The following is a 20,800-nucleotide window of genomic DNA, read 5'->3' as shown; positions in this document are numbered from 1 at the left end:
CCGGGGCCTGGGCGCCGCCGCCCGGGGCCGAGGCCGTGGGCCAGGTCCCGGGGCGGTTGGCGGCGGGGGCCGCCGGGGGCGCGGTCTGGGCGGGCTGGGCCGGGGGCGGGGTGGGCTGCTGCGGGGGCGCCGGGGCCGTGGGAGCGGCGGCGGCATCAGGCTGCGCGCCCGCACCGGAACCGGAACCGTCGGGACCGGCAGGGTCGGAACCGGAGGGAGCAGCCCCGGAAGGACCGGAGCCCGAAGCAGCAGCCCCGGAAGGAGCAGAACCGGAAGAAGCGGAACCGGCACCGGCCGCTCCGCCCCCCCGCACCGCGGCCCGAGCGGCCGCGGCCCCGCCTCCCGGCGGAATCTCCGCCTCCGGCGAGCCCTGCGGCATCGACGGACCGGACGGACCGGCCGGGCCGGGCGGCACCCCCGGCCCCGGCGGCGGCACGGCGACCCCGGGCTGCCGCACCCCGGCGTGGGCCTCGGGCCCGGGGACGTACCCCATCGCAGGGGTCGCGGCCGGGCCCCCGGCCATGAAGTTGCCGCCGCGCTCGAGGCGGTCGAGGCGGGCCATCACGGAGCGCTCGTCGTCGTACGCAGCGGGAAGCAGCACGCGCGCGCAGATCAGCTCGAGCTGCAGCCGGGGCGAGGTGGCCCCGCGCATCTCGGTGAGTCCTTCGTTGACGATGTCGGCGGCGCGGCTCAGCTCGGCGCCGCCGAACACGGATGCCTGCGCGGTCATCCGCTCGACCACGTCGGCGGGGGCGTCGATGAGGCCCTTCTCGCCGGCGTCGGGGACGGCCGCGAGGATCACCAGGTCCCGCAGCCGCTCGAGCAGGTCGGCGACGAACCGCCGCGGGTCGTTGCCGCCCTCGATGACGCGGTCCACCACTTCGAAGGCGGCACCGCCGTCGCCGGAGGCGAATGCCTCGACGACGGAGTCGAGGAGCGATCCGTCCGTGTACCCGAGCAGGCCCGTGGCCATGGCGTACGTCACACCGTCCTCGCGGGCGCCCGCGAGGAGCTGGTCCATGACGGACATGGAGTCACGCACGGACCCGCCGCCGGCGCGCACGACGAGCGGCAGCACGCCGTCCTCGATGGGGATGCCCTCGCGCCCGCACACCTCGCCGAGATAGTCGCGCAGCGTGCCGGGGGGCACGAGCCGGAACGGATAGTGGTGCGTACGCGACCGGATGGTCCCGATGACCTTTTCCGGCTCCGTCGTCGCGAAGATGAACTTGAGGTGCTCCGGCGGCTCTTCGACGACCTTCAGCAGGGCGTTGAAGCCGGCCGACGTGACCATGTGGGCCTCGTCGATGATGTAGATCTTGTACCGGCTGCTCGCGGGGCCGAAGAATGCCTTCTCGCGCAGGTCACGCGCGTCGTCGACACCGCCGTGCGAGGCGGCGTCGATCTCGATGACGTCGATGGAACCCGGCCCGTTCCGCGCCAGGTCCCGGCAGGACTGGCACTCGCCGCAGGGCGTGGGAGTGGGACCTTGCTCACAGTTCAGGCAGCGGGCGAGGATGCGCGCGCTCGTCGTCTTGCCGCAGCCGCGCGGGCCACTGAACAGGTACGCGTGATTGACCCGGTTGTTCCGCAGCGCCTGCTGCAGCGGGTCGGTTACATGCTCCTGCCCGATGACCTCGGCGAACGACTCCGGGCGATAACGGCGGTACAGCGCGAGAGACGACACGTATACGAGGTTATAGGCGCCCACTGACAACCCGGACCGCCCGGCCCCACGGGCCCGCCCGCCCCACGGACTCCCCGGCACCCCGCCCCGAGCCGCGCCCCTCGCCCGCCCCGGAACGCAAAGCGCCCCCCACGCACCCGCCAGAGCCGACCTACCCTTGCTGCCTTCCGGCCCTGGGGGAGTTCAGTCAGATAGCGCCGCGTGAGGGGCTGGCCCCCACCCTAGCCGATCGCCGGGGGTGGGAACGAGTTCGCGAGCACTCCTCAACGTCTTGTATTGTTTGCCGCGGAGGATTCGCCTAGTGGCCTAGGGCGCACGCTTGGAAAGCGTGTTGGGGGCAACCCCTCACGAGTTCGAATCTCGTATCCTCCGCCAGTGCCTCACCGGGCACGAGGTTGATGGGCCCCACCGTTCGCGGTGGGGCCCTTCGACGTGTGCGGACATGTGTGGTCGCGGCTACCGGCCCGTGGTGGCGAGCAGCAGCTTCGCCGCCGTCGTCGTCCCGTCGGTGTGGAGCGTGCCGGCCACGGTGGTCGCTCGGGTGCGGGTGGCGGGGCTCAGGGCCGTTCTGAGGGCGGTCGACAGGGACTCGGCGGTCGGGGTCGGGCCGGGGTGGGCCGTGCCGATGCCCAGGTCGGCGACGCGGTCGGCGAAGTACGGCTGGTCCGCCCCCTGGGGCACGACCACCTGGGGCGCGCCGGCCCGGGCGGCCGTCGTCGTCGTGCCCGCGCCGCCGTGGTGCACGACGGCCGCCGCCCGGCGGAACAGCGCCTGATGGTTGACCTCGCCGACCACGAAGCAGTCGTCCTGGTCGTCGATCAGGGCCAGGCCGGCCCAGCCGCGGGAGAGAACCGTGCGGCGGCCCAGCGCGCGGATCGCCTCGACGGCCGCCCGGGCGACGTCCTTCGGCGCGCCCAGAGGGACGCTGCCGAAGCCCACGTACACCGGGGGTGTGCCGGCGTCCAGGAACTCCACCAGCTCGGCGGGGAGCGGGCGTTCGTCCGGCAGGACCCACGCGCCGGTCTGCACCACGCCGAGTTCCGTCGGCTGCCACGGGGCCAGGACCGGGTCCGCGGCCAGCCACGGGTGGTCGGTGAAGGCGTAGTCGCGGACGTTGTCCACCGGTGGCAGTCCGGCCGACGCCCGCCGGGAGTTGAGCAGCTCGCCGAACATCGTGTTCGCGATCCGGGCGTCCTCGTCCCACAGCGCCTTGTTGTCGGTCACGCCCGGCGGCAACGGCCGGCCCCGCCGCCCGGGCGGCCTGCGGTACGGCGACGGCAGGCTGACGGGCTGGTGGCTCGCGTGTACGTAGCGGACGCCCAGCTTCTCGGCCACCGACCGCGCGCCCGCCGTGACCGGCAACGGGCCCGTCGCCACCAGCGCGTCACACCCCTCGGCCGCCGCGGCGACCGTGTCGAACTGCGCCGCCATCAACGCGGCCGCACGCTCGGCCAGGCCCGCCGCCGACCCCGGTACCACCGTGGTCACCAGCGGGCGCACCGGCGCTCCGGTCGGCACCAGGGGAACACCGGCCTCGGCCAGCCGCTCCGCGAACTCCTCGTCCGGCGGCGCGCACACCCGCGCCTCCGCGCCGAGCTCCCGCAGCCGCACCGCGAGGCCCGCCATCGGTTCGACGCTCCCGCGCGACCCGTACGTCGAGATCAACACACGCATTTCGTCCACCCATTCATGCAGGTTCTGACAGGTTCTGACGGGTACTGACAGGCGCCGGGCTACAGGTCGAGCTGGTACTCGTGGGCCGTGTGTGTCGGCAGGTAGCCGAGCTCGTCGTTGACGCGCCGCATGTGCGGGTTGTTGTCGGCGGTGTCGGTCAGCAGGCCGCCGAGGCGGGGGTGGCGTTCGCGGGCCCGCACGATCGAGTCGGCCTTCATCCAGCGGGCGAGGCCGCGGCCGCGGTGCTCGGGCAGCACCGCGGTGCCGTAGTGCAGGGCGTCACCCGTCCCGTCGCCGGGGACGACCAGTTCGGTGAAGCCGACGACGGCGCCGTCCGAGCGGTCGACGGCCGCCACGGTGTGGAGGATGTCGCCGCGCGCGGAGACGGCGGCGGCCGCCGCCCGCACCCGGTCGAGGTCCCAGGCCACCGTGCCGTAGTCGACGGCGCCCATCGGCATGTCGTCCATGGCCCGCCGCGACGCCACGTAGGTGTCGGCGAGTTCGTCGGGCACCGTCCCCTCCCATGCCGTCAACCGGTAGCCGGGATGCGGCTTCTCGGCCAGGGCGGTGAGCGCGGGCAGGTCCGCGTCGGCCAGAGGCAGCCGGGCGTACGTGAGGGCCAGCGCGGCGCGGAAGCCCCCTGCGGTGAGGAAGGCGGCGCCGGGGGATGCGGCCCCGGCCTGGGCGATGACGGTGCTCCGGCCGTCCCGGCGGGCGGCGGCGACGGCCGCGTCGAGCAGCAGGGTGCCGACCCGCCCGCGCCGTTCGGCGGGGTGGACCTGTACGTCCAGTTCGGCGAGGTGGCGCTGGCCCTCCCTGGTGAACAGGCGCAGGAAGGCGTGCCCGGCGGGGCGCCCGTCGGGGCCGGAGGCCAGCCAGGCCAGGCGACGGCCGGCCGAGGTCTCTTCGGGGTCGGTCAGGGCGGTGATGCGTATGGACAAGCTGTCTCCGTCAGTGGAAGGACGAGTCGGGGGAGAGGGGCGGGAGGGCCAGAAGGGCTAGGGAGGGCTGTGCGGGCGCTACTGGGCCCAGGGCAGGGTGCGGGTGCCTTCCGTACCGGGTACGGAGGCCACCCCGTCCGCACGCATGGCGACGTGGGCCTCGGCCGCCTGCGGGGCGTGGACCTGGCGGAGGACGTCCGGCGGGAGAACGAAGGTCTGCCCGGCCGAGATCTTCTCGGTGCGGCCGGCGCAGGTGACGTCGAGGACGCCCGCGGTCACCGTCCAGACCTGTTCGCGGCTGATGACGTGTTCGGGGCCGGTCCGGCCCGCCTCCATCGCGACGGTCCAGGTGCTGAGTTCCGCGCTGCCCCGGCTGGGGGCGGCCAGGCCGGTCATGCGGGCGTTCGGGGACTCGGTGACGTTCTCGGCGGCGGGGGTGAGCACGAGCAGGGCGGGCTCCCCTTCTTGAGCGGGCTCATCGTTCTGTACGGCCCCGTCCGGCGTGGGCTCGGCGTCCTGCGCCGCCCATTCCACGAACTGGACGACGACGCCGTTCGGGTCGGTGAGCTGGAACAGCCGCTCGCCCCAAGGCTCTTCGCGCAGCGGCATGGTGATCGGGGCGCCGGCCTCGCGCAGGCGCCGTTCCTCGGCCTCGATGCCGGTGACGGTGAGCGCGAAGATCAGGCCCGCGGCCCGCTGGTCGCGCTGCTCCGGCGGCAGCACCTCGCTGCCGCTGCGGAGCAGCACGATGTCGGCGGCGGCATCACCGCGGCTCAGGGACGCGAAGCCGTCGGCGGCCATGGCGACCTCGTACCCGAGGTGGGTGCGGAAGAACTCACGCGAGGCGGCGACGTCGGCGACGGTCAGGGACACGGTGGAGGCGGTGACGTTCAGGGCAACTCCTGGAAGAAGGCGGGGCGTGCCAAGTACGGGTGCGGCAGGCGTCTCAGGCGTGTGAGCTGTCGTCATCGGTTGCCTCGACGGCCGGGTCCGCGCTGGTGGCGAGCGAGCGGGACAGGACGATTCGCCGCAGCGGGGCGCACGGCCTTGTGAGGCTCATGGCCGAGTCCGGGGCGTACGTGCCCGGTCCCGTCAGGGCCGTGCCGCAGCGTTGCGTCGAGCGTGTCCGCGAGGCCGAGTGCCGTGCGGTCCGGCGCGGGAAGGGCGTCCGCGAACTCGGTGGTGATGGTGGCGCCGACGAAGTACGTGAGCTTGGGCAAATGCAGGTCCGTTCACTGAGGGGATTTTTGCAACGGACGTAACTTTAACCACGACCCCCCAGTCGGTCAAGCATAATTTTGCGCTGGATGTAAGATTCCCCCATGACTACCGAGATGGGGCTCCGTGAGTCCAAGAAGCAGGAGACAAGGCAGCTGATCTCCGACCACGCCACCAGGCTCTTCATCGAGCGGGGCTTCGAGCGGACCACCATCGCCGAGATCGCCGCCGCGGCCCGCGTGGCCAAGAAGACGGTCACCAACTACTTCCCCCGCAAGGAAGACCTGGCCCTCGACCACCACGAGGCGTTCACCGAGGGCCTGGCCCGGGCCGTCGCCGAGCGCGCGCCCGACGAGGAGCCGCTCGCGGCCCTGGGCCGGACGTTCCGCGCCGCCCTCCTCGAACACAACCCCGTCGTCGGCTTCACCGGCACCGCGTTCGCCCGGATGATCGCCGACAGCCCCACCCTCATCGCCCGGCTGCGCGAACTGCACGACCTGCGGGAGGAGGCACTCGCCGCGGCGCTGACCGCCGCCGCCCCGGACTCCGCCCCGGCCATCGCGCCCCGGGCGGGCGCCGCCCTGATCGCCGCGGCGGACCGGCTGCTGTTCCGGCGCATCCAGGAACTCACGCTGGCCGGCCGCACCGACGACGAGATCGAGGCCACGCTGCTCCCGGAGGCCGACCACCTCCGCGCCCTCCTGGCCGCCGCGCTCGCCAACGACCCGACCACCATGACCTGGTGAGGCCGACACGGCCCGGACGGGCCCGCGGGCGCGCGGAGAGGGGGCCTGGGTACACCCCCAGGACACCGCCTTCCCCCATGCCGCGAAGCCCGCGTCCGCAGCAGAGTTGAGGACATCGCGCAGTACGTACGTCCCCACCTCGGCGAACAGACGGACAAGAGGCCGCCATGACGATCGACACCTTCCCCGGCACCACCGCCACCGCTCCGGCAACCAAAGGCGTTCCGTCGGCCTGGCGCGCCCCCTTCGCCGCCGCCACCTTCCGCGAGTTCGGGTACACCCTCACGTCGCTGCCCGTCGCCATCGCCGGTTTCGTCTTCGCGGTCACGCTGTTCTCGCTCGGCGCGGGCCTCGCGGTCACGCTGCTCGGGCTGCCCGTGTTCGCGGTGATGCTGGCGGGGGCGCGCGGGCTCGGCGCGGTGGAGCGGCGGCGGGCGCGGGCGCGGCTCGGGCTCGATGTGGCGGAGCCGGCGCCCGTGCGGACGGCGGGCGGGGACAGCGGCTGGGCCCGGGTGCGGGCGCGGCTCCCCTCGCGGACGCCGCGGGCTGGAAGGCCCTGGTCTTCCAGGTCGTCATGTTCCCGTGGCGGGTGACGAGCTTCGTGCTGTCGCTGACGCTCTGGCTGACCGGCTGGGCGGTCGCGCTGTTCCCCGCGTACTCCTGGGTGTTCGAGCGGTACCTCGACTGGCCGGGCTACCGCGTGTACGACTTCACGTCCGGCGGCGAGCACCACGCGTACTACATCGAGTCGCCCTGGCAGGTGGCGGGCGTCGCGGCCGTCGGCTGGCTCCTCGTGCTTCTCACGCCGCTGGTCGTGCGCGCGCTCAACAGCGTGGACAAGGCGGCGGTCCGCTCGCTGCTCGGCAGGTGAGGCTCCGGCTTCGACGGGTGGGCCACCGGACGGCCCCGGCCCGCCCGCGTCAGCCCAGCCCGGGTCAGCCCAGTCCGAGTCAGCCCAGTCCGAGTCAGCCCCACCCCCACCAGCACCACCGCCATCCCGCCCACCACCCGGACACCGATCTCCTCCCCGAGCACCAGCGCCCCGAGCGCGACCGAGACGACCGGAAGCAGATAGCCGACCGTGGCCGCCGCGGTCGGCCCTTCGTCCGCGATGAGGCGGGAGTTGAGGTGGAAGGTGAGCCCGGTGCCGAAGACGCCGAGCACGACGACGGCGAGCACGCCGGTGAGGGTCGGCGCCGACTCCGCGTGCGGGCTCGCGGGCAGGCCGAGGGTGGTCAGGCCGGTGGCCATCAGGAGCTGGGCGGCGGACAGGGCCAGCGGCGGGGTGCCACGGCCGATGAGGTGCCGGGCCATGTACGCGAAGGCGACGGCGTAGCTGACGGCGGCGGCGAGCAGGGCGACGGCGCCCCGGCTGGCAAGCCCCGACTGCTGCCAGGGCGCGAAGATCAGCAGGGTGCCGCCGAAGCCGAGCAGCAGCCCGGCGAGCCGCTTCGGCCCGAGCCCCCGCTCCGTACCGAGCAAGAGCCCGAGTCCCAGTGACCACAGCGGAGTCGTGGCGTTCATGACGCCCGCGACGCCCGAGTCGACGGTCTGCTCGCCGATGCTGAACAACAGGAACGGCAGCGCGTTGCAGAACAGGGCGGCCACGGCCAGATGGCCCCAGACGCGGCGTCCGCGCGGAAGGCGCTGACGAGCGGCGCGGGCGAGGACGAGGAGCACGGCGGCGCCGAGCGCGCAGCGCACGACGGTCACGTGCAGCGGAGCGAGGCCGCCCTCCAGGGCGAGCTTGATCCACAGGAAGCTCGACCCCCACAGCAGGGCGAGGACGGCGATGCGCATGCGGCGCTCCAGGGTCGGCGGGGCGTGCGGCGGTCACGGCCGCGGGGGTTGCGTACGTATCGGGGTGTACGGATCGACGCGTACGTATCGACGGTGCCGCGCCCCCACTCGTAAGACAAGCGAAAAGTTCCGAAGCCAGACTTAAGGTGAGCTGCATTCGGGCGTAGGCTGGTGAGCATGCTCGACATGCGGCGGATGCAGATCCTGCGGGCGGTGGTCACCAGCGGCTCGGTCACCGCGGCGGCCCGGCATCTCGGGTACACGCCGTCGGCGGTCAGCCAGCAGATGGCGGCCCTGGAGAAGGAGGCGGGCACGCCGCTCCTGGAGCGGACCGGGCGCGGGGTGCGGCCCACGGACGCCGGGCGGCTGCTCGCCGACTGCGCGACGGCGATCGGCCGGCACGTCGCCCAGGCGGAGACGGCGCTCGCGGATCTGCGGGCGGGGCGCACGGGACGTGTCTCGGTACGTTACTTCGCCACCGCGGGCGCACGCCTGGTCGCGCCCGCGCTGGCCCGGCTGCGCCGCGAACACCCGGGTGTGCAGGCCGAGTTGCGCCTCACCGACCCGGACGACCCGCTGCCCGAGGTGAAGGCGGGCCGCACGGACGTGGCGCTCGTGGTCCGCCGCCACGACGCGCCTCCCGTGGACGGCATCCGCTTCATCCACCTCATGGACGACCGCTACCGCGCAGTGCTCCCCCGCGCCCACCCCCTCGCCGCCCACCCGGCCCTGCGGCTCACCGATCTGGCCGAAGAGGCCCTGGTGGGCAGCGAGTTGCCGGGCCCCTGCCTGGACGCGGTGCTCGACGCCTGCGGGGCGGCCGGGTTCACGCCGGACTTCGTGGTGGAGAGCGGGGACTACGCGACGGCTCAGGGGTTCGTGGCCGCGGGGGTCGGCGTGGCGCTGGTCCCGGAGCTGGGGCTCACCGCTCCGGCGGGGGCGCCCGGCGCCGACGGCCACCCGGAGTTGGCCGTACGTGAGGTCCGCGACCCCGAGCCGGTGCGGTCGATCTGGGCGGCGGTGCGGGCCACGGCGCCGGAGGGGCCGGTGCTGCGGGGGTTCCTGAACGCGTTGGCGGCGGCCGTGGTGGCCGCTGCGCCGAGGTCTCCCTGACGCCCGCCTGCCCCGGCCCCTGTGGCGCCGTGCGGCATCTGTGCCGCCGCTCCGCGGCGGCTTCTCCCACCCACCCGCCCGTGCTGTCGGCCCCGAGGTACCGCCGACCGGCAACCCACCCCGCCCGTGCTGTCGACCCCGAGGTATCGCCGACGGGAACCCCGGCCGCTGGGCTGGAGGGGGCTACCCCACCTCCCGCAGCAACAATGACGCCAGCGCCAAGGTCGTCCCGTGAGGTGTGGTGAGGTTCAGGCCGGTCAGGGACGACACTCGGGAGAGGCGGTTGTCGACCGTGTTCGGGTGCAGGGTGAGCAGGCGGGCGGTGGCGCGGCGGTCCTGGCGCAGCTTCAGGTACGTACGCAGCGTGTCGAGCAACTCCGGCCGCTCGGCGACGGGTTCGAGGAGGGCCGCGATGCGGTCGCTGCCCGCGCTGGGGCGCGAGAGGTGGTATTCGAGGAGTACGTCGTCGAGCCGGTGGGGTCCGGGCGGGCGGCCGCAGGCGCGGGCGACGCGGATGATCTCCTCGGTGGTGCGGGCGGCCTCCGGGATGCCGGACGGCGCGGAGGCCGGGGCGGCGGCGAGGCGCAGGCCGGGGCCGCAGAGCCCGCGCAACTCAGCGTCCAGCCGGTCGAGTTCGGGCCCCGCCTCACCGGGGCGCTCCCCGGGGACCAGGGCGTGCCCGCCGCCCCCGTCCACCAGCGTCAGCACCTGCGTGCCGAAGGCCCGGTCGAGGGCGGACTGGAGGCGGCGTACGAGACGGCGTACGGCGACGGAGGAGGCGGCCGCGGGCCGCGCCCCGTCGTCGAGGCGCAGGCACAGGACGAGCGCGGGCCCGGCGAACCCCGCGGCCGCCGCGCCCGGCGCGGGCGTTCCGTCGAGCAGCGCGCGGGCCAGCGTGCGCCGCTCCTCGCGCCGCTCGGCCGCGAGGGCGGCCTGCTCGTCGAGGTAGGTCTCGGTGACAGCCGTCACCACGCGCCGCTGGGCGGCGAAGAGGTGGTCGCTGAGTTCGGTGAGCGCGGCCGCGTCGGCGGGCCCGGCCGCGTCGCGCAGGGCCCGCCACAGTACGTGGGCGCCGAGGCAGTGCGTGCCGAGGAGCAGGTGCAGGGGCATGCCCTCGTCGGCGCGCTGGGCGGCGCGCTCCCGGAACAGGTCGTAGCCGGGCGGGGCGCCGGGCGCGGTGTTCCGGCCGCCCGCGGCCCGGCTGAGGAAGAGCCGCAGGCCGTGCCGTGCGGTCGCGGCGATCTCGACGTCCTTCACATCGGCGGGCAGGGCCGCGTACCCCGGCAACTGCTCGAACGCCTCGCGGGCCATGCGGCGGGCGAGTTCGTTGACGCGGGGCGCGCAGCGGGCGGCGAGGGCGCGGGCGGCGGGGCTCAGCGCGGGAAGCGGGTCGTGGCCGTCCTCGTCCTCGTACGACGTCATCGCCCTCACCCCTGCCCGGCCGGTGTCCCGTCACAGTAGTTGCCCACCGCAACGGGACCCACGGCACCGCCCCTCACACCAGCGAGACCAGCTCCCGGTACTCCGCGCTCCACAGATCCTCGGTGCCGTCCGGCAGGACGAGCACGCGGTCGGGCCGCAGGGCGTCGAGGGCACCCTCGTCATGGGTGACCATCACGAGGGCGCCCGGATACGTCCCCACGGCACCGAGGACCTCGTCGCGCGAGGCCGGATCGAGGTTGTTGGTGGGCTCGTCGAGCAGCAGCACATTGGCGCCGGAGTGGACGAGCCCGGCCAGGGCGAGGCGGGTCTTCTCGCCGCCGGAGAGAACCTTGGCGGGCTTGTCCACGTCGTCGCCGCGGAACAGGAAGGCGCCGAGGACCTGCCGCACCTCGCCGTCCGTCAACTGGGGCGCGGCGGCGGCGAGGTTGTCCCGTACGGTCAGGTCCCCGTCCAGGGTGTCGTGTTCCTGCCCGAAGTATCCGAGGCGCAGCCCGTGCCCCCGCACGACCCGCCCCGAGTCCGGCGTCTCACGCCCGGCGAGCACGCGCAACAACGTGGTCTTCCCGGCCCCGTTGAACCCGAGCACCACAAGCCGGCTCCCCCGATCCACGGCGAGATCGACCCCGTTGAGCACCCGCAGGGCGCCATAGGTCTTCTCCAGCCGCACGGCCCCCAGCGGCATCCGCCCGCACGCGGCGGGCTCGGGCAGCCGGATACGCGCGACCTTCTCGCCGCGCCGCACGGGCTCGGTCCCCGCGAGCAGCTTGTCGGCGCGGCGCGCCATGTTCTTGGCGACGGTGGCCGTGGCCACGTTCGAGCGCATCTTGTCGGCCTGGGCGTTCAGAGAGGCGGCCTTGCGCTCGGCGTTGGCGCGCTCGCGGGCGCGCCGCCGGTCGTCGGCGGCGCGCTGGGCGAGATAGGTGTGCCAGCCGGTGTTGTGTACGTCGAGGGCGGCGCGGGCGGGATCCAGGTGAAAGACGCGATTGACGACGTCCTCCAGCAACCCGACGTCGTGGCTGACCATCACCACGCCGCCCGCATAACTCGCCAGGAACCCGCGCAACCACTCCACGGAGTCCCGGTCGAGGTGGTTGGTGGGCTCGTCGAGCAGCAGGATGTCGTGCCGCGAGAACAGCATCCGGGCCAGCTCGACCCGCCGCCGCTGCCCACCCGACAACTCGCCCACGGCCCGCCGCAGCACCCCGTCCGCCAGTCCGAGCCCGGCGGCGACGCGGGCGGCCTCGGCCTCGGCGGCGTACCCGCCCCGGGCCTGGAACTCGTCGTCGGCCCGGGCGTACGCGGCCATGGCGGCGCGCTCGTCACCGCCCCCGGCCATGGCGGCCTCGGCGGCCCGCAGCGCGCGCACCGCCCGGTCGAGTCCGCGCGCGGACAGGATGCGGTCGGTGACCGTGATGGCGGGGTCGGCGGGGGCCGGGTCCTGGGCGAGATAGCCGAGGGAGCCGGTACGGCTGACGCGCCCGGCGGCACAGGGCGCCTCCCCGGCAAGGGTCTTCAGGAGGGTGGTCTTGCCGGCGCCGTTGCGCCCGACGAGGCCGACGCGGTCGCCGGGGCCGACGTGGAAGGAGACTCCGGACAGCAGGGTCCGGGCGCCGACGCGCAGGTCGATGTCACGTACAGAAATCACTGGGAAACGCTCCGCATTAGCGAAAGGACACACGGGTGACGTGAAGGCGTGTGTCCTGGCTAGGAAATGCGGGGCGTAGACATACTCCCGAGGCTAGCCACCCCCCTCCCGCGGCGCACGCGATTTTCCCGCCCTGCGAACCCCCCGCTCCCGGGAGATGATCGCCCCATGAACGCCGACTCCCACGCCACCCCTCTCCACCTCGCCCAGCAAGAAGAGGCCGACGCGCTGCTGAGCCGCAGTCCGCTGGCCGCGCTGGTAGGGATGCTTCTGGACCAGCAGGTGCCCATGGAGTGGGCGTTCGCGGGCCCGTACACGATCGCGCAGCGAATGCGGGCGGCCGATCTCGACGCCCACGACATCGCCGCGTACGACCCCGACGCCTTCGCCGAACTCCTCTCGTCCAAGCCGGCCGTGCACCGCTATCCCGGCGCGATGGCCGGACGCGTCCAGAAGCTCTGCCAGTACCTGGTGGAGCACTACGACGGGCAGGCGGAGGCCGTCTGGCGGGACGTGGCCGACGGCAAGGAGCTGCTGCGACGCCTCAACGACCTCCCCGGCTTCGGCAAGCAGAAGGCCCAGATCTTCCTGGCCCTGCTGGGGAAGCAGCTCGGGGTGCGGCCCACCGGCTGGCGCGAGGCGGCCGGAGCGTACGGCGCACCAAAGGCGTACCGCTCCGTGGCGGACATCACGGGCCCGGAGTCCCTCCAGAAGGTCCGAGCCCACAAACAGGAAATGAAGGCGGCAGCCAAAGCCGCCAAGAAGTAAGCAGTCCCCCACCGGCCGGTAGCCGCCGAACCGGCCGGAGGGGACGTGGCGGTATGTCCGCGCGCAGCTCCCCCACAACCGAACAACAGGCGAGGCAACAACCCCCACCGAGGGGAAAGCCGCTAACGACGCCGGCGAGCGGTGCCGAAGACCGAGCGGGAGATCTCCCGCCCGATCTGCGTACCCATGGACCGCAGCAGCGACTTGAACATCCCACTGCCCACCACCTGCTCAACAACAGACCCACCCCCGCCGCCACCCCGCTCCCGGGGAGCCTCCGCCTCCGCCGGGCCCTCCGCAGGAGCCCGCGCGCTCAACTTCTCGTACGCCGACTCCCGGTCCACGGCCTCCGCGTACCGCTCGTACAGAGGCGACGACCGGACGGCCCGCTCCAGCGCCCCCGCCTCCACCGGCCCCATCAGCGACTGCGGCGCCCGAAGCCGCGTGACCGCGACCGGCGTGGGCGCGCCCTTCTCGCTGAGGACGGTGACGACGGCCTCACCGGTGCCGAGACCGGTGAGCGTCTCCTCCAGGTCGTACGCGGAGTTCGGAAACGTACGGACCGTGGCCCTGAGGGCCTTCTCGTCCTCGGGCGTGAAGGCGCGCAGCGCGTGCTGCACGCGGTTGCCGAGCTGGGCGAGGACGTCGGCGGGCACGTCCTTCGGGGTCTGGGTGACGAAGAAGACGCCGACGCCCTTGGACCGGATGAGCCGCACGGTCTGGGTGATGGACTCCAGGAATGCCTTGGAGGCGCCGCTGAACAGCAGATGGGCCTCGTCGAAGAAGAAGACGAGCTTGGGCTTGTCGAGATCGCCGACCTCGGGAAGATCGTGGTACAGGTCGGCGAGAAGCCACATCAAAAAGGTGGAGAACAGAGCGGGCTTGTCCTGAACGGAGGAGAGCTCAAGAACCGAGCAGAGCCCACCCCCGTCCACCCCGCCGCCCCGCAGCAACTCGCTCGTGTCGAACTCGGGCTCCCCGAAGAAGTCCCCCATCCCCTGCGCCTCGAACGCGGTGAGGGCCCGCAGGATGACCCCGGCGGTGGCGGTGGAGAGGCCGCCGATGTTCTTGAGCTCGGGCTTGCCCTCGTCGGAGGTGAGGAAGGCGACGACGGCGCGCAGGTCCTTCAGGTCGACGAGTTCGAGGCCCTTCTGGTCCGCGTAGTGGAAGATCAGCCCGAGGGACTGCTCCTGGGTCTGGTTGAGCTGAAGCACCTTGGACAGCAGGATCGGCCCGAAGCTGGTGACGGTGGCGCGCACCGGGATGCCGGTCCCCATCCCGCCGAGGGCGTAGAACTCGCAGGGGAACCCGCGGGGCTCCCACTCCTGCCCCACGTCCCGCGCCCGCGCGGTGACCTTGTCGTTGGCCTCGCCGGGGGCCGAGATGCCGGAGACGTCGCCCTTGATGTCGGCCAGGAAGACGGGCACGCCCTGGGCGGAGAGCTGCTCGGCGACGAGCTGGAGGGTCTTGGTCTTGCCGGTACCGGTGGCACCGGCGACGAGGCCGTGCCGGTTGAGCATGGGCAGCGGAATCCGCACCTGGGCGTCCGGGTGGCACCGCCCGTCCCACAGCAGGGCGCCGAGATCGAGCGCGGGCCCGTCGAAGGCGTACCCGGCGACGATGTCCGCCGCTTCCGGCGGCAGCGCGCCGGACGCCACCCCACCGCCCTCGCGGGACGCCACCCCCTCGCGGGACGCCACCCCCTCGCCGGACGTCACCCCCGCGCCGGACACGGACCCGTTCGGGGGATTCCCGCCCTCGGGCGTGGACGGCATCGGCTGGCTCTCGCTCACTTCGGCCCCAGCTCCCGGCTTGAGAGTTCCCGGTTTGCCCCGGTTTCCGGCGGCATTTCCCAGGGTCGCACTCGGCCGCCGAGGCTGCGCCCGGAGAGCCTTGACCGGTAGGCTTTCCGTGTGATCTTCAAGCGCATCGGAAACGGCCGGCCGTACCCCGACCACGGCCGGGAAAGCACCCGGCAGTGGGCGGACGTCGCGCCGCGCCCGGTCCGCCTCGATCAGCTCGTGACGACCAAGGGTCAGCTCGACCTGGAGACGCTGCTCGCCGAGGACTCCACGTTCTACGGCGACCTCTTCGCGCACGTCGTGAAGTGGCAGGGCGACCTGTATCTGGAGGACGGACTGCACCGCGCCGTCCGCGCCGCGCTCCAGCAGCGCCAGGTGCTGCACGCCCGCGTGCTCGAACTGGGCTGATCCGGCCCCGGCCCGGGCCCGCGTTGACCCTTTCGGGTTGGACTGGCCGCCGATCGGGTCGGACTGGCCACCGAGCAATGATCATTTAGTAGGCATCGCCGCCGCACCGCACTACGCTGCGCCCATGAGCATGCTCACTCCCCCCGGCATGGGCGGCGAATACCGCATCAAGGGAGACAAATACCCGCGCATGCGCCGCCCGCGCGGCCGTCGCCGGATCGTGCTCGCGGCCGCCGCGTCGCTCGCCGTGGCCGGCCTGCTCGGCTGGGGCAGCCTGCAGCTCATCGACGTGTTCACGGGCGACGACAAGGCGTCGGCGGCGGGCGGCACGAAGGACTGCGTCACGAAGAAGGCGGAGGCGGACCCCGCGCGGCGGGGCGAGCGGAAACCTCTCCCCAAGCCGGGCCAGATCACCGTCAACGTCTTCAACGCCACCCCGCGCAGCGGCCTCGCCAAGGACGCGGCCGACGAGCTGAAGAAGCGCGGCTTCGCCATCGGCAAGGTGGGCAACGCGACGAAGGCGTACGACAAGAAGGTGCGGGGCACCGGGATACTGCTCGGCGCCAGGGCGGCCACCGACACCGCGCTGCCCGTGCTCGGCACGCAGATCGCGGGCGCCGAGAAGCAGACCGACACCCGCAAGGGCGGGGAGGTCGACCTGATCCTGGGCAGCCGGTTCAAGGACCTGGCGAAGAAGGAGGACGCCGACCGGGCCCTGGCGGCACTCGCCAACCCCGCACCGGCGTCCTCGAAAGCACCGTCGACCGACGGCAAGAACTGCTGAGGCCCTTGGGTCTCAGCGGCACAAAGCGGGCCGCAACCCGAGACGGACCGCGGCAGAACAAAGCGAGCCGGACCTGCGGAGCCAAGCGCCCCGCAGCCCACCGGACCCGCAGAACCAAGCGCCCCGCAGCCCGGACAGCTCCGCGACCTACCTACTCCGCCGCCCCGTACATCCGGTCACCCGCGTCGCCGAGCCCCGGCACGATGTACCCGTTCTCGTTGAGCCGCTCGTCCACCGCCGCCGTCACCACGGTCACCGGCGTCCCCGCCAGCTCCCGCTCCATGATCTCGACGCCCTCGGGCGCCGCGAGGAGCACGACGGCGGTCACGTCGTCGGCGCCGCGCTTGATCAGCTCCCGGATCGCCGCGACGAGCGTGCCGCCGGTGGCGAGCATCGGGTCCAGGACGTACACCTGACGACCGGAGAGGTCCTCCGGCATCCGCGTCGCGTACGTGGACGCCTCGAGCGTCTCCTCGTTGCGGATCATCCCGAGGAAACCCACCTCGGCCGTCGGAAGCAGCCGCACCATGCCGTCGAGCATGCCGAGACCGGCGCGCAGGATCGGCACGACCAGCGGCCGCGGATGCGACAGCTTGACGCCGGTGGTCCGGATCACCGGGGTGTCGATGTCGACCTGCTCGGTGCGCACGTCCCGGGTGGCCTCGTACGCGAGCAGGGTGACCAGCTCGTCGGCCAGGCGCCGGAAGGTCGGGGAATCGGTGCGCTTGTCGCGCAGCGTGGTGAGTTTGTGCGCCACCAGCGGGTGGTCGACGACGTGGATCCGCATTGTTCAACAGTAACCGGGCGAAGTGGCCCCTCGATCCCCCCGCGCTGGCATCAACCAGGGCCGCGGCGGGAAGGTGGACGTACGAACTGGGGTGGTGTGGCCGATGCCCGACCGGGAAGCACGCGAGACCGACGCCGAGCGCCGCAGGCGCCGTGCCCAGTTCCTGCACGAGCTCGCCGAGGCCCGCGAGCTGCGGGCCCGGGTGACACCGCGCCGCGCCCGGGCGGCCCGACTGCGGCAGGCGATGCGTATGCGTACGTTCCGCTGGTAGCCGCGAGGGGGCCGTGGCGCGCACGCGGCCCGTGATTCGAGACGCGACGCGGACACAGCGGCCGGAAGACCTCTCCTGAAGCCGTTGTTTCTGCCACGATTCCGAGTGGGCGGGGCTTGGAACAGCACTCCCGCCCCCGACGTCCGCCGGGGGGATCCCCAACCGGCGCCTATGAACAGTGGGAGAGTCACGGTGTACTTCGCCGCACTGCTCGCGCGCACCGAAGACGGGTGGGAAGCGAGCGACACGGAGCTCGACGATGTGGAGACCCTGTCGGATCTGACCGACCTGGCCCGTGAGGCCGCCGCCGAGGCGGGCGGCCTCGAAGACGAGACCGTCCTCGTCTTCATCGAACAGGAAGACGCGTGGTTCGGCGTCGTCCGCGTGGACGGCGAGGAGGACCCGCGGATCTACGTCTCGGACGCGGCCGCCGCCGCCCGCAGCGCCTACGGGGAGATCCTGCTCACCGACGAGATGCTCGGCCGCGACCCGGACGACGGGCCGGACGACCTGGACGCGCTCGACCTCGACGGCACGGAGGACGGCGAGTCCGAGACGGCCGACGACGACGGCGACGGCACGGACGCCTCCGGCGAAGCCGTGCCGGCCGGGCCGCTGGGGGACACGGAGATCCTCAGCGACCTCGGCGTGCCGGAGAAGGACCTGCTCGGCCTGGAGAGCGGCGAGGCTCTCAACGAGATCGCCGACATCCTCGGAGCCGCGGAGGTCCTCGAGACCGTCCGTTAGGTTCGCCGTGTGACACAACTCCCAGATCCGGTACGGGACCGCTGGCGGGCGCCGATGCGGCTCGCCCTGGACGAGGCCGAACGGGCCGTCCGGGGCGGCGACGTGCCCGTCGGCGCCGTCGTGCTGTCCGCGGACGGCGAGACGGTCCTGGCCACCGGACACAACGAACGCGAGGCGCACGACGACCCGACCGCGCACGCGGAGATCGTCGCGCTGCGCCGGGCGGCGGAACGGCTCGGCTCCTGGCGGCTGCCCGGCTGCACGCTCGTCGTCACGCTGGAGCCGTGCGTGATGTGCGCGGGCGCCCTGCAGCAGTCCCGGGTGGACCGGGTGGTGTACGGCGCCCGCGACGCCAAGGCCGGCGCCGCGGGCTCCCTGTGGGACCTGCTGCGCGACCGGCGGCTCAACCACCGGCCCGAGGTGATCGAGGGCGTCCTCGCCGAGGACTGCGCGCGGCTCCTCACGGACTTCTTCCGGGACCGCGGCACCCCGCCCCCCGGGGCATAGCCCAAACGGATTTCAGAGCACGGCCCACCTTGGGCTAGGATCTCTCTCGGTAGCGTGTCCGAGCGGCCGAAGGAGCTCGCCTCGAAAGCGAGTGTGGCGCAAGTCACCGAGGGTTCAAATCCCTCCGCTACCGCTCTTGATTGAAGGGCCCCGTCCGATGGACGGGGCCCTTCACATTTCCCCCGGCGCAGGCGCCTTCCCGGCACCGAACGCACACGGAAAAACCCCGGCGCCGCCATGGCACCGGGGCTTTCTCACGATAGGACGGGGGAAGCGGCAACGGGGGGACAAGCCGCCTCCCCCGATGAGGACCAGAACTCACCGGTCAACGCCGTCACCGGGGGAAGAGGACGGCGCGGACCCCGCAGTGGAGGCCGGTCCCGGGCCCGTGGATTCCTGCCAGATCCGCCGGGCTCACCACCCATCCTGCGCCCCGGCAACCCGCGAAGCCGCAGTCCAAGGGCCCCTGCCCCCGGGTCATTGGTCCTTAAAAACCAGGTGAGTTCGGGCCACGTTAGACTCGCCCGGCACAGGCGGAACAAACGGCACACGGGGTGCGGGGATGCGTACGGGGACAGGCGGGCAAGGGGAGGCCACAGCGTGAAGGACCCGAAGAAGATCGTTCTCTTCGTGCTCGTCGTGTTCGTCCTGTACGTGATCATCACCGACCCGGCCAAGGCGGCGGACTACGTCCAGGTAGGGTTCGAGGGCATTTCGAACGCCGCCAAGGCCATCGGCGACTTCATGACGTGGCTCGCCAACGGCGGCAAGGACGACTGACCGCCCGACCGCTGGGAGCACCCGTGATCCGCCATCTGGTCCTCTTCAAGCTCAACGACGGTGTACGGCGGGACGACCCGCGCGTCGTCGCGGGCGTCAAGGCATTCGAGGAGCTCGGCGGGCTCGTCCCCGAGCTGCGGTTCTGGGAGTGCGCCTGGAACATCTCCGAGCGCCCCATCGCGTACGACTACGCCGAGGACGCCGACGCGCTCCAGCGGTACCTGGACCACCCGGCCCACCAGGCGGGCGTCGCGCAGTGGCGCGAGTTCGCCACGTGGGTGATCGCCGACTACGAGTTCTGACCCGCGTACCGGCCCGCGCGAGCACATCCCGCGGGCCCCGCACGCGAGAACGCCCCACGGCCCCGCACCGGAATGGTGCGGGGCCTTTTCGCGTCGTACGCCCCAACTTGCCGCTCAACACGGAGTTATCAGGTGCTTGCACACAGTGCACATGTCTTGTGATGCTATGACCGCTTTTGACGGATGAGTTGACCGAGATCGACCGAGCTTGATCGAGCTCTGCCGGACTCGCGGGAGAAGGGGTGGCGTTGACCGTGCCGGCCAGTTCTGCGCCCGAAGCACTGCCCGCCCAGGTGTCCGACGGGCCACCCGCCCAGGCGTCCGAAGCACCACAGGACCGGGCCCCCGAGGCCCCGCCCGCGAAGGCGCCGAGCACCCGGGGCGCCGACACCCGCGCCCTCACGCAGGTCCTGTTCGCCCAGCTCAAGGACCTCACGCCGGGCACCGCGGAGCACAGCAGGGTGCGCGGCGCGCTCATCGAGGCGAACCTGCCGCTCGTGCGGTACGCCGCCGCCCGCTTCCGCAGCCGCAACGAGCCGATGGAGGACGTCGTCCAGGTCGGCACGATCGGGCTCATCAACGCCATCGACCGCTTCGACCCCGACCGCGGCGTGCAGTTCCCGACCTTCGCCATGCCCACCGTCGTCGGCGAGATCAAGCGGTACTTCCGCGACAACGTGCGCACCGTCCACGTACCGAGGCGGCTGCACGAGCTGTGGGTGCAGGTCACCGGGGCGACCGAGGACCTGACCACGGCCTTCGGGCGCTCGCCCACCACCGCCGAGATCGCCGAGCGGCTGCGGATCACCGAGGAGGAGGTGCTCTCCTGCATCGAGGCCGGGCGTTCGTACCACGCGACGTCCCTGGAGGCCGCGCAGGAGGGTGACGGGCTGCCCGGCCTCGTCGACCGGCTCGGGTACGAGGACCCGGCCCTCGACGGCGTGGAGCACCGCGATCTCGTACGGCATCTGCTCGTCCAACTGCCCGAGCGGGAACAGCGGATCCTGCTGCTCCGCTACTACAGCAATCTGACCCAGTCGCAGATCAGCGCGGAATTGGGCGTTTCCCAGATGCATGTGTCACGACTGCTGGCCAGAAGCTTCGCGCGGCTTCGGTCCGCAAATCGGATCGAGGCGTAACCGTATCGGGTGGAACAGTCTTTTGGCCGTTACCGACGAAGTCGGGGCCGAAAAAGTCTCAGACCCCCTCTTTCCTGCACGGATGTCACCCTCAGTTGTCGACAAGTCACTACAGCGTGTTGCCGACATGTGACATTCTGCTGGAACCGCGTTTGCCGGGGCCCCACCGCCGGTATTCAGGTGGAGGCTGCGTTCCTTCGGCGGAGCGCCGGCCGCGACCGTCCGCGACCTCAAGGGG

At 72.7% G+C, this 20,800-nt stretch carries 21 protein-coding genes, 2 tRNA genes, 1 other RNA gene and 2 pseudogenes; 15 read left to right on the top strand and 11 right to left on the bottom strand.

The window, feature by feature from the left end; all coding sequences use genetic code 11:
- On the bottom strand, window positions 1-1,687 hold a 1,687-nt coding region (locus STRAU_RS15495; protein WP_037659651.1), incomplete at its 3' end, for a DNA polymerase III subunit gamma and tau.
- Window positions 1,688-1,802: 115 nt separating this feature from the next.
- Window positions 1,803-1,901: signal recognition particle sRNA small type (gene ffs / locus STRAU_RS39590), an RNA gene on the bottom strand.
- Between the two features lie 73 nt (window positions 1,902-1,974).
- Between ffs and STRAU_RS15490 the strand changes: the two genes are divergently transcribed.
- A tRNA-Ser gene (locus STRAU_RS15490) sits at window positions 1,975-2,062 on the top strand.
- Between the two features lie 81 nt (window positions 2,063-2,143).
- On the opposite strand, the gene STRAU_RS15485 is transcribed toward STRAU_RS15490, so the two are convergent.
- From STRAU_RS15485 to STRAU_RS15475, 4 genes and pseudogenes are all read right to left on the bottom strand, one after another.
- Complete coding sequence (locus STRAU_RS15485; RefSeq protein ID WP_037659649.1) at window positions 2,144-3,361, bottom strand: glycosyltransferase; 1,218 nt, start codon at window positions 3,359-3,361, stop codon at window positions 2,144-2,146.
- Between the two features lie 59 nt (window positions 3,362-3,420).
- Window positions 3,421-3,984 carry a GNAT family N-acetyltransferase gene (locus STRAU_RS44910; protein ID WP_472980051.1) on the bottom strand — a complete coding sequence of 188 codons (564 nt, stop codon included), beginning with the start codon at window positions 3,982-3,984 and terminating at the stop codon, window positions 3,421-3,423.
- A 72-nt stretch (window positions 3,985-4,056) separates the two neighbouring features.
- Window positions 4,057-4,302, bottom strand: a pseudogene (locus tag STRAU_RS44905) (GNAT family N-acetyltransferase); the annotation flags it as partial.
- A gap of 78 nt (window positions 4,303-4,380) precedes the next feature.
- Window positions 4,381-5,175 carry a VOC family protein gene (locus tag STRAU_RS15475; RefSeq protein WP_016641271.1) on the bottom strand — a complete coding sequence of 265 codons (795 nt, stop codon included), beginning with the start codon at window positions 5,173-5,175 and terminating at the stop codon, window positions 4,381-4,383.
- Window positions 5,176-5,636: 461 nt separating this feature from the next.
- On the opposite strand from STRAU_RS15475, the gene STRAU_RS15470 reads away from it, so the two are divergent.
- The 3 genes and pseudogenes from STRAU_RS15470 to STRAU_RS43630 all read left to right on the top strand — a co-directional run.
- Window positions 5,637-6,266: a TetR/AcrR family transcriptional regulator gene (locus STRAU_RS15470; protein ID WP_016641269.1), complete on the top strand. Its 630-nt coding sequence runs from the start codon at window positions 5,637-5,639 to the stop codon at window positions 6,264-6,266.
- 167 nt (window positions 6,267-6,433) lie between these two features.
- On the top strand, window positions 6,434-6,859 hold the full coding sequence (locus tag STRAU_RS43635; RefSeq protein WP_016641268.1) for a sensor domain-containing protein: 426 nt from the start codon (window positions 6,434-6,436) through the stop codon (window positions 6,857-6,859).
- Window positions 6,841-7,068, top strand: a pseudogene (locus STRAU_RS43630) (sensor domain-containing protein); the annotation flags it as partial. The gene STRAU_RS43635 and the pseudogene STRAU_RS43630, both read left to right, overlap by 19 nt.
- Here STRAU_RS43630 and STRAU_RS15460 read toward each other — a convergent pair.
- Entirely contained in the window at window positions 7,005-8,066 is a 1,062-nt protein-coding gene (locus tag STRAU_RS15460) for a DMT family transporter (protein ID WP_016641267.1), read from the bottom strand. The pseudogene STRAU_RS43630 and the gene STRAU_RS15460 overlap by 64 nt on opposite strands.
- A 177-nt stretch (window positions 8,067-8,243) precedes the next feature.
- Here STRAU_RS15460 and STRAU_RS15455 point away from each other — a divergent pair, with 177 nt between their 5' ends.
- Window positions 8,244-9,179 (top strand): LysR family transcriptional regulator, encoded by a 936-nt coding sequence (locus tag STRAU_RS15455; protein WP_016641266.1) that lies wholly within the window; start codon window positions 8,244-8,246, stop codon window positions 9,177-9,179.
- 183 nt (window positions 9,180-9,362) lie between these two features.
- On the opposite strand, the gene STRAU_RS15450 is transcribed toward STRAU_RS15455, so the two are convergent.
- The gene (locus STRAU_RS15450; RefSeq protein ID WP_016641265.1) at window positions 9,363-10,601 is read right to left on the bottom strand and encodes a PucR family transcriptional regulator; all 1,239 of its coding nucleotides are present in this window, start codon (window positions 10,599-10,601) and stop codon (window positions 9,363-9,365) included.
- Window positions 10,602-10,674: 73 nt separating this feature from the next.
- Window positions 10,675-12,267, bottom strand: a complete 1,593-nt coding sequence (locus tag STRAU_RS15445; RefSeq protein ID WP_016641264.1) for an ABC-F family ATP-binding cassette domain-containing protein — start codon at window positions 12,265-12,267, stop codon at window positions 10,675-10,677.
- A 168-nt stretch (window positions 12,268-12,435) separates the two neighbouring features.
- Between STRAU_RS15445 and STRAU_RS15440 the strand changes: the two genes are divergently transcribed.
- The gene (locus STRAU_RS15440) at window positions 12,436-13,035 is read left to right on the top strand and encodes an HhH-GPD-type base excision DNA repair protein (RefSeq protein WP_016641263.1); all 600 of its coding nucleotides are present in this window, start codon (window positions 12,436-12,438) and stop codon (window positions 13,033-13,035) included.
- A gap of 122 nt (window positions 13,036-13,157) precedes the next feature.
- On the opposite strand, the gene STRAU_RS15435 is transcribed toward STRAU_RS15440, so the two are convergent.
- The gene (locus STRAU_RS15435; protein ID WP_016641262.1) at window positions 13,158-14,828 is read right to left on the bottom strand and encodes a helicase HerA-like domain-containing protein; all 1,671 of its coding nucleotides are present in this window, start codon (window positions 14,826-14,828) and stop codon (window positions 13,158-13,160) included.
- 120 nt (window positions 14,829-14,948) lie between these two features.
- Here STRAU_RS15435 and STRAU_RS15430 point away from each other — a divergent pair, with 120 nt between their 5' ends.
- The gene (locus STRAU_RS15430) at window positions 14,949-15,245 is read left to right on the top strand and encodes a type II toxin-antitoxin system VapB family antitoxin (protein ID WP_003955420.1); all 297 of its coding nucleotides are present in this window, start codon (window positions 14,949-14,951) and stop codon (window positions 15,243-15,245) included.
- A gap of 124 nt (window positions 15,246-15,369) precedes the next feature.
- Window positions 15,370-16,029, top strand: coding sequence for a LytR C-terminal domain-containing protein (locus tag STRAU_RS15425; protein ID WP_078621231.1), 660 nt, complete (start codon window positions 15,370-15,372; stop codon window positions 16,027-16,029).
- A gap of 151 nt (window positions 16,030-16,180) precedes the next feature.
- Here the strand turns inward: STRAU_RS15425 and upp are convergent, their stop codons facing one another.
- The gene (upp, locus tag STRAU_RS15420; protein WP_016641260.1) at window positions 16,181-16,816 is read right to left on the bottom strand and encodes a uracil phosphoribosyltransferase; all 636 of its coding nucleotides are present in this window, start codon (window positions 16,814-16,816) and stop codon (window positions 16,181-16,183) included.
- Window positions 16,817-16,919: 103 nt separating this feature from the next.
- Here upp and STRAU_RS42970 point away from each other — a divergent pair, with 103 nt between their 5' ends.
- The 7 genes from STRAU_RS42970 to STRAU_RS15385 all read left to right on the top strand — a co-directional run bounded on the left by STRAU_RS42970 (window position 16,920) and on the right by STRAU_RS15385 (window position 20,562).
- On the top strand, window positions 16,920-17,087 hold the full coding sequence (locus STRAU_RS42970) for a hypothetical protein (RefSeq protein ID WP_171075797.1): 168 nt from the start codon (window positions 16,920-16,922) through the stop codon (window positions 17,085-17,087).
- Window positions 17,088-17,279: 192 nt separating this feature from the next.
- Complete coding sequence (locus tag STRAU_RS15410; RefSeq protein WP_016641258.1) at window positions 17,280-17,834, top strand: tRNA adenosine deaminase-associated protein; 555 nt, start codon at window positions 17,280-17,282, stop codon at window positions 17,832-17,834.
- Between the two features lie 54 nt (window positions 17,835-17,888).
- Window positions 17,889-18,341, top strand: a complete 453-nt coding sequence (tadA, locus tag STRAU_RS15405; protein WP_016641257.1) for a tRNA adenosine(34) deaminase TadA — start codon at window positions 17,889-17,891, stop codon at window positions 18,339-18,341.
- Window positions 18,342-18,389: 48 nt separating this feature from the next.
- Window positions 18,390-18,474: transfer RNA gene (locus STRAU_RS15400), tRNA-Ser, on the top strand.
- Between the two features lie 467 nt (window positions 18,475-18,941).
- Window positions 18,942-19,121, top strand: coding sequence for a hypothetical protein (locus tag STRAU_RS15395; protein ID WP_016641256.1), 180 nt, complete (start codon window positions 18,942-18,944; stop codon window positions 19,119-19,121).
- A 23-nt stretch (window positions 19,122-19,144) separates the two neighbouring features.
- Window positions 19,145-19,423 carry a Dabb family protein gene (locus tag STRAU_RS15390; RefSeq protein WP_016641255.1) on the top strand — a complete coding sequence of 93 codons (279 nt, stop codon included), beginning with the start codon at window positions 19,145-19,147 and terminating at the stop codon, window positions 19,421-19,423.
- Between the two features lie 254 nt (window positions 19,424-19,677).
- Window positions 19,678-20,562 (top strand): RNA polymerase sigma factor SigF, encoded by an 885-nt coding sequence (locus STRAU_RS15385; protein ID WP_037659663.1) that lies wholly within the window; start codon window positions 19,678-19,680, stop codon window positions 20,560-20,562.
- Window positions 20,563-20,800: the final 238 nt, after the last annotated feature.

The sequence above is a fragment of the Streptomyces aurantiacus JA 4570 genome (genome assembly GCF_000414115.1).
Lineage (GTDB): Bacteria > Actinomycetota > Actinomycetes > Streptomycetales > Streptomycetaceae > Streptomyces > Streptomyces aurantiacus_A.
This window is presented reverse-complemented; position numbering and strand designations above follow the sequence as displayed.